The following is a 7,412-nucleotide window of genomic DNA, read 5'->3' on the forward strand; positions in this document are numbered from 1 at the left end:
GAGTCGACTGTGATATCCATAACATTGTCCTTGTAATATACAAAGAATATTCCTTCTTCCTCAGTACTTGTCTCTACTGCTACTTCTCTGCTGCCTTCATATAATGTAAGAGACGGTGTCAGTACTTTAAGAGACGAAGCAGTTATTGAATTCTTAAGGCTTATCTGCGCCATAAGCTTGTAAGCATCTGTATTTACGTACTCAAGAATATTGGAGCCTTCCTCTACTTCAAGTGTACTCATGATCTGGTCCTGGATCGTCTCTACATAAAAGCCTGTTGATTCATCCCACTTAACTCTTGTAAGTATTATCTGATTATCCTTGATCTGGGTACTTATCGTGTAATTGCCATCTGATGTGTAATTTTCAAGAAGTCGTCCTTCCTTATCCTGTATTCTTATTGAATACATTGCATATACAGGATTGCCCATCTGGTCATTGTGGATGTCTTCTTCTTTGACAAGGCCATATACAAGGTCGTCGTCCATATATCCAAGAAGTATTATATATTCGCCATCATCAGGCTCTACAGTAGTAACTGCCTGAGTTGCAAAGTTCATGATATTTATGGACTTAAGTCCTTTAGTTGTAGTATTGTCCTGCCAGGCTATCATCTCTCTTGATTCAGGCATTTCATATGTGCAGCCAAGCATGTTCTCAATGACAGCCTCATAGGTTCTACCTTCAAGGTCTACAGCAAGAAGGTCACTTCCAAGCATTACATAGAACTGGCTGCTGTTACCAAGTGTTGCAATCTTGTCAGCATAAGCCATTATGATATCTTCTGACTGATTGCTTGGTATGAAGACCTGCTCTTCAACCGTATTGGTTGATGCATTGTAGAAATATACCGCTATTCCTACTTTACCCTCATGATCTCCTCTGTTCATGTATCCTGCAACAGAGAATTCCACGTTACCTGCTTCATCTATATTCAGGATCTGAATTGAACTGTTCTGAAGTGTGCATCTCGAGTCATTATTTTTTTCATCATAAAATCCAAAGATGTAGGCAAGCTTATTGCTTGTAACATTATAGGAAAAGAGTCTGTCCTGACTTACAAAGGCAAAAGCGGATCCGCCTTCGTTTTCTGTAAATTCAATCTCATCAGTATCTGATATCTTGAGATCAACTGCATTAGAGTCAAATAGTGATTTATCCGGCTCAAATATACTGTTCATGGTGCGCTCATAATTTAACAGATATATTCTGTCAGATGTATAGCGGACTCTGAAATACTCTTCCACGTTGCAGGTGAATTCTTCGTCGCCGCCTACAACTACCTGATATTTAAGGAGAAAACTTCCTGTCTGCTCATGGAGATCTACAGTCATAACTTCAGGCTCTGTGTGAGACTTTATTTCAAGATCTCCCCAGGTTACCTGACTTAAGCTTGAGTTGATATTGACCTTTGCGTAGGATGTATTATCACCTGATGAATTGGATTCAAGATAGGTCTTTAATTCTTCAGATGCTTTTTCTTTGTCAAAAGTTGTTTCAGAAAAATATTTTACAAAATCAATCTTCTCATCAAAATAGTAGCGCTCTTCATCGCCTGTCCATACAATCCTTGAAATATATCTGATGGTCTGATCATTAACATCAGCCATTATTACAAGGGCATATTCTGTATTTTCATCAATAAGGTCTTTGATCTGGAAATTAAGTGTTACGCTATCATCAGATGAATTCTCAGAAGTATCTGTAATCTGCGTACTCTCAACAAGGCTGCTTCCATCAAGGGTTCTTACTTCAAATCTGTAATTTGATGCTTCCTTTCCATATAGGTCCATAACTGCAGAGATCTCTCTCTCCTGCCCTGTTGGAATTACTGTCCCGTGTATGTACCTTACATCCATTTCAGATGTATAGCCGTAAAGTGTGCACAGCTTTGTGTTATTTTCTAAAAGAGATACGGTTGGAAGGGTAGCCGAAGACATCTGATAAGTCATGTCGCTGCTTTGGTGATTGGTAAAGCGGCTTATCAGGATAAGGCTTGTGATGAAAACTATAATTATATATATGATCTTTATTATCGTTTTTTTCATAATATGTTAACCACTTAAATTCAAATTTTGAATTATAAATCACAAAATCCGCTTTTTATGCGGATCCTGTAAAATTTGCTCTGCACAGTCCTGCATGTATGCTAATTGTATAGATATATATAATTTAACTTACTATTTGACTTATTATCGGTTACAATGTAAGCTAATTTTAATAACCTATAGTTTAGCATATGTGGAAAACCGTGAGGTGGAATATGGACAATCCAATTCTGTACCGTAAGCGGATAATACCAGATGAGTGTATTAAATTAAAGGATGACGTCATTCTCTATCATGATTCAAGCATGATCATGACGTCGTGGCGCGCTTTTCGCCAAAAAGATTATCTTTCTTACGGGTATTCCTGTTATTTCCTAGAACGCGGCATTAAAATGAGTAAGTTCTACAGGGCTGATGGTACTTTCAGCATGTGGTATTTTGACATTGTCTCATACCAGAAGGGTCCTGAAGATAACTCAGTTATGGTCGTAGATCTTCTGGCTGATGTCATAATCTATCCAGACTATCATTTCAAGGTCGTCGATCTTGACGAGCTTGCAACTGCGCTTGATCAAAATCTTATAACAGCCGGCCAGATGCACGAGTGCCTTGAAAATCTGGACAGCCTTCTAAAAGTCATATACGAAGGAAGACTCCCGGAGCTTTACATGCCTCTTGAACTACAGATAGCCAAGTGGAAAAATGTCACAGCAGACACCCATTAAATTGCTGTATCCCTGTCTTAATAGAAGATATGTCCGCCTATCTGTATGCCTTCAAGTCCCGGTATAGGTGTCCTGAAATATACACAGGTTCCTACATTGGTAACTCCGCTCATGGCTTCATCTGCTGCCTGATAGCAGGAAGCTGTTGCCTTGTCCTGTGACAGGGCAAGCTCAAGTCGTCCACTTGCAACAGGTGAAAACTGTTTGCTTTGATATATTACTCCGACAACTGTGTCCGGATATACGCTTGATAATACTCTATTAATTACAACTGCGCCTACAGCAAGCTGTCCTGCATAGGATTCGCCACCTGCCTCGCAGTATATAAGATTTGCAAGAAGATATCTGTCACCTTCTGCAAATGATACTTCTGATATATCTCTCCAGGATGAAGCAGCAGCAAGCCTTGAAAGCCTTATCTCTTCTTCAAGCTTCTTCTGGAGTTCTTCTATATCATCATCTTTAGCAGCGATTTCTGCTTCCTTGGCTTCCGCCTCCTGCTCCGCCGCATCGATCTGATCTGAATAATTACTTACAGCACTACTTGTAGAAGCTACAAGTCCTGATACCCTGTTCTGCTCTTCCTGCTGGGCAGCCTGATATTCTTCAAGCTCTGCCTGCTCTGATTCCAGAAGCGCCTTGGCTTCTTCGATCTGAGCTACCGTAGTCTGATATGCTATAAGCTGCTGCCTGTCATATTCCGAAAGACGGGCTATATACTCACTGTTGTTCAAAAAGTCCCCAAAACTCTTTGATTCCAATAATATTTCTATAAGCACGAAATCCTGTGATTCGTAGATGAACTGGACACGCTTTTTCATTGCAGCATACTGATCAGCTTCTGTCTGCATTGCTGCCTCAAGCTGGGCCTTGGTCTCTTCTATTTCTGCTTCCTTGGCATCCATATCCGATTCAATCTGAGCAAGATTGTCACTGACATCAGTCAGCTGAGAATTAAGGTCTGAAAGCTCCGACTTAAGGTCACTTTGCTCTGACTTAAGGTCGCTTATGTCCTCATTTTTCTCATCAAGCTCATTTTGCAGATTTTCGCGCTCTTCTTTTGCATCATCCAAAGCTTTTCTGGTCTCAGAAGTTGCATACGCTTTATATGGCACATTTACCGCAGCAAAGCGTATACAAATCGAAGTCACGACACATAGTGCCATGACTCGAATTGCTCTTTTAAACCGTAGCTGTGGACTTTTGCTCCCCACATTTTTTGCCATAGATATTCCCGTTTAAAGTGAAATATGTATATTACGACCTGTACTCTGATACTGATAATATCTTACGCCTGCAGCGTTGAACATCTTCTTGGACGCTCTTGTAGACGCAGTGTTCTCATACTTATCACTGTCATAAATGACAGTTCTGATGCCTGCCTGAATGATTGCCTTGGCACATTCATTACATGGAAAAAGAGATACATATATCTTTGCACCTTCAAGCGAGCCACCGCGATAATTAAGTATCGCATTAAGCTCTGAATGAGTTACGAAAGGATACTTTGTAGCAAGTTCATCCTCGCCGTCTCTCTCCCATGGAAATTCTTCGTCAGAGCATCCTTTTGGGAAACCGTTATAACCCATGGATAAAATCTTATTGTCTTCACTTACGATGCATGAACCTACCTGTGTATTAGGATCCTTGGATCTTAAACCGGCAAGCTTTGCAACTCCCATAAAGTATTCATCCCAGGTAATATAATCTTCTCTTTTCATAGTACTCCCCAAAATAATTATTTTGTTCCGAAAATTCTATCTCCTGCATCACCAAGTCCGGGTACGATATATCCGTTCTCGTTGAGCTTCTCATCAACAGTTCCGATAAAGATATCTATATCAGGATGTGCTTCCTGAACAGCCTTGATTCCTTCAGGAGCTGCAATGATGCACATGAAGTGAATGTGCTTGCATCCCTTGTCCTTGAGCATCTGAATAGCTGCTGCTGAAGATCCGCCTGTTGCAAGCATAGGATCTACTACGAAGATCTCTCTTTCTGTAACATCAGCAGGAAGCTTGCAGTAATACTCTACAGGCTTAAGTGTCTCAGGGTCACGATAAAGACCTATATGACCAACCTTAGCTGCCGGTATAAGCTCAAGCATACCATCAACCATGCCAAGACCTGCACGAAGGATCGGTACTACGCAAAGCTTTCTACCTTTAAGTTCCTGAACTACTGTCTTAGTAATGGGAGTTTCAATCTCAACATCCTGAAGCTCCAAGTCTCTTGTTGCTTCATAGCAGATAAGTTCTGCTATCTCACCTATGATTCTTCTGAACTCATTTGTACCTGTTGTTTTTCTTCTGATCAGACCAATCTTGTGTTTGATAAGTGGGTGATCCATTACTACTATTTTAGACATTTTCTTCTCCTTATATATAAGTTAGTACAGGTATAAGGAAAAAAGCTTTGAACAAAGCCTCATATTACCCTTATCCCCATTAATATGTGCTTATTTTTAAACCTTGATCAATAATAATAGCTCATACTATCATCATTACCAAAATCATCCGGTCATAACTTTGATCATCACTATTACCCAAATCATCTGGTTGTGACTTTGATCATTACTCTTACCCAAATCATCTGGTCATGATCTTATATTACGATCAGGCTTCCATATCCATCATTTTACTGATTCTGCGGCTATGCTTTTCAAGTCCTGAGAACTCTGTATCAAGGAATGTATCTACGATCTCGCATCCAAGTACAGGGCCTACAAACCCGCCGCCCATTGCAAGGACATTAGCATCATTGTGCTCTCTTGTAAGTCTTGCTGTTGATACTTCAGAGCAAAGTGCACATCTTATGCCTTTAACTTTGTTAGCTACCATAGAAATTCCAATTCCTGTTGTGCAGATAACGATGCCCTTTTCGCATTCTCCGGAAGCTACAGCCTCAGCTGCTGCCTTACCAAAATCAGGATAATCGCAGGAATTCTTGTCATAGGTACCAAAATCCTTGTACTCAATTCCTCTTTCCTTAAGGTGCTCCATTACTGCAACTTTAAGATCATAACCGCCGTGGTCACTTCCAAGTGCTATCATTACTAATACTTCCTTCCTGTTAAAACAACGCAGCATAAATATGCTTAACTATAGTTATATATAGATATTCAATAAACTAAGACAACATTGTAAAAGTCTTAATGAACCGAATTATCTCCAATTACACACGCTCTACATGCTGACCGGCCGCTTTTAACAGCCTGTTCATTATAGCCTGACCTATACCATTTGTATCAAAGGATTCTGAAAACATGACATCAATATCTTCGTCGTCAAACTCACGAAGAACTTTGAAAAGCTCATGTGCAGCGCTCCTTGCATCTTCCCTCGACCCTACGCTTTTGATAACATCAGCTTTATAAAGTGGAGCTGTCGCATCAGTTGCAATAACGCCTACTCTGTGGCCCTCTTCACGCAACTTACCTGCACGCTCATTAATATATTCTATCACATGTTCCTGTGAACCTTCCACTATTGTAAGTTCACCTTTGGGCGCATAATGACGATATTTCATTCCAGGCGCCTTGGGCTTTAATTTGGACTTGGAATCAATTATTGTCTTATCGATACTTACTTCAGGAAGAACCTCTTTAAGCATCTCATAGGTTATATAACCTGGGCGAAGTATCATAGGCACATCTACAGTAAGATCTACAATTGTAGATTCAAGTCCTATTCCAACCTGGCCTCCGTCTATTATCATCTCAACCTTGCCATCAAGGTCTTCTATGCAGTACTTTGCCATAGTAGGTGACGGTCTTCCAGATGTATTGGCGCTTGGCGCTGCTATAAATCCGCCGCCTTCTCTTATCATGGCTGCTGCGATCTTATTACTTGGCATACGGACTGCTACTGTTTCAAGGCCTCCTGTTGTCTCAAGCGGAATAAGATCTGACTTATTAAGGATCATAGTAAGTGGTCCCGGCCAGAAAGCATTAGCCAGCTTAATTGCAGCTTCAGGAACGTTTGATGCTACCTTGTACAGATCCTCAACCTGCCATATATGCACTATAAGAGGGTTATCTGACGGTCTTCCCTTTGCAGCATAGATCTTTTTGGATGAGTCAGGATTTCTTCCATCTCCGCCAAGTCCATATACTGTTTCTGTGGGAAAAGCAACAAGGCCTCCTGAAAGGAGTATCTGTCCTGCTTTTTTCAAAGCTTCCTGCGCCTTTTCATCAATATTGTTTTCATCAATTACTACTACCTGTGTTTCCACTTTTACTTCCTCGTACTACTTATAATCATTTATTAACATATGCCTCTAATACAGGCCATATATCGCTTGTCTCATAGCCAAGCTGCCATTCGGCAACTCCGGCACATCCGTTTACATCCATTACATTGAGCTTGGTCTGGATAGATTCTGCATCTTCAAGCCATATCTCAACCTTGGTTCCATCAGACTGTGTATAAGTGCCGTAATACTGGCAGGTATCCTGGTCCCAGGTCATCTCAATGCCATTTTGATCTATATAATTATTAGCCCATTCCATGCCGCCTGCCTGGCTTGTAACAGTTCCATCAGTCGAGGTGAACCATATTCTTGTATAGAAAGGAATACCGTTTATAAGCTTATCTGCGGGCACATCTTCAAGAGTATTCTTGATTCCGCTCTCAACATA

Annotated in this window: 8 protein-coding genes; 1 reads left to right on the forward strand and 7 read right to left on the reverse strand. The window is 40.7% G+C overall.

Annotated features, from left to right (window positions below):
* Positions 1–2,048: hypothetical protein (locus K6G87_RS09660; RefSeq protein WP_296836429.1), on the reverse strand; the 2,048-nt coding region annotated here is incomplete at its 3' end.
* A gap of 215 nt (positions 2,049–2,263) precedes the next feature.
* On the opposite strand from K6G87_RS09660, the gene K6G87_RS09665 reads away from it, so the two are divergent.
* Positions 2,264–2,773 (forward strand): DUF402 domain-containing protein, encoded by a 510-nt coding sequence (locus K6G87_RS09665; RefSeq protein WP_296836431.1) that lies wholly within the window; start codon positions 2,264–2,266, stop codon positions 2,771–2,773.
* A gap of 17 nt (positions 2,774–2,790) precedes the next feature.
* Here the strand turns inward: K6G87_RS09665 and K6G87_RS09670 are convergent, their stop codons facing one another.
* The 6 genes from K6G87_RS09670 to K6G87_RS09695 form a co-directional block, all read right to left on the reverse strand.
* A complete protein-coding gene (locus tag K6G87_RS09670; RefSeq protein WP_296836434.1) occupies positions 2,791–3,888 on the reverse strand; it encodes a cell wall hydrolase in 1,098 nt (365 codons plus the stop codon).
* Positions 3,889–4,011: 123 nt separating this feature from the next.
* On the reverse strand, positions 4,012–4,494 hold the full coding sequence (locus K6G87_RS09675; RefSeq protein WP_296836437.1) for a deoxycytidylate deaminase: 483 nt from the start codon (positions 4,492–4,494) through the stop codon (positions 4,012–4,014).
* Between the two features lie 17 nt (positions 4,495–4,511).
* Positions 4,512–5,141 carry a uracil phosphoribosyltransferase gene (gene upp, locus K6G87_RS09680; RefSeq protein ID WP_296836438.1) on the reverse strand — a complete coding sequence of 210 codons (630 nt, stop codon included), beginning with the start codon at positions 5,139–5,141 and terminating at the stop codon, positions 4,512–4,514.
* Between the two features lie 247 nt (positions 5,142–5,388).
* On the reverse strand, positions 5,389–5,826 hold the full coding sequence (gene rpiB / locus K6G87_RS09685) for a ribose 5-phosphate isomerase B (RefSeq protein WP_296836440.1): 438 nt from the start codon (positions 5,824–5,826) through the stop codon (positions 5,389–5,391).
* Positions 5,827–5,947: 121 nt separating this feature from the next.
* On the reverse strand, positions 5,948–7,006 hold the full coding sequence (locus K6G87_RS09690) for an L-threonylcarbamoyladenylate synthase (RefSeq protein WP_296836442.1): 1,059 nt from the start codon (positions 7,004–7,006) through the stop codon (positions 5,948–5,950).
* Positions 7,007–7,031: 25 nt separating this feature from the next.
* A partial coding sequence (locus K6G87_RS09695; protein ID WP_296836443.1) for a glycosyl hydrolase family 18 protein occupies positions 7,032–7,412 on the reverse strand: 381 nt, incomplete at its 5' end.

This window comes from Butyrivibrio sp. (assembly GCF_024699075.1).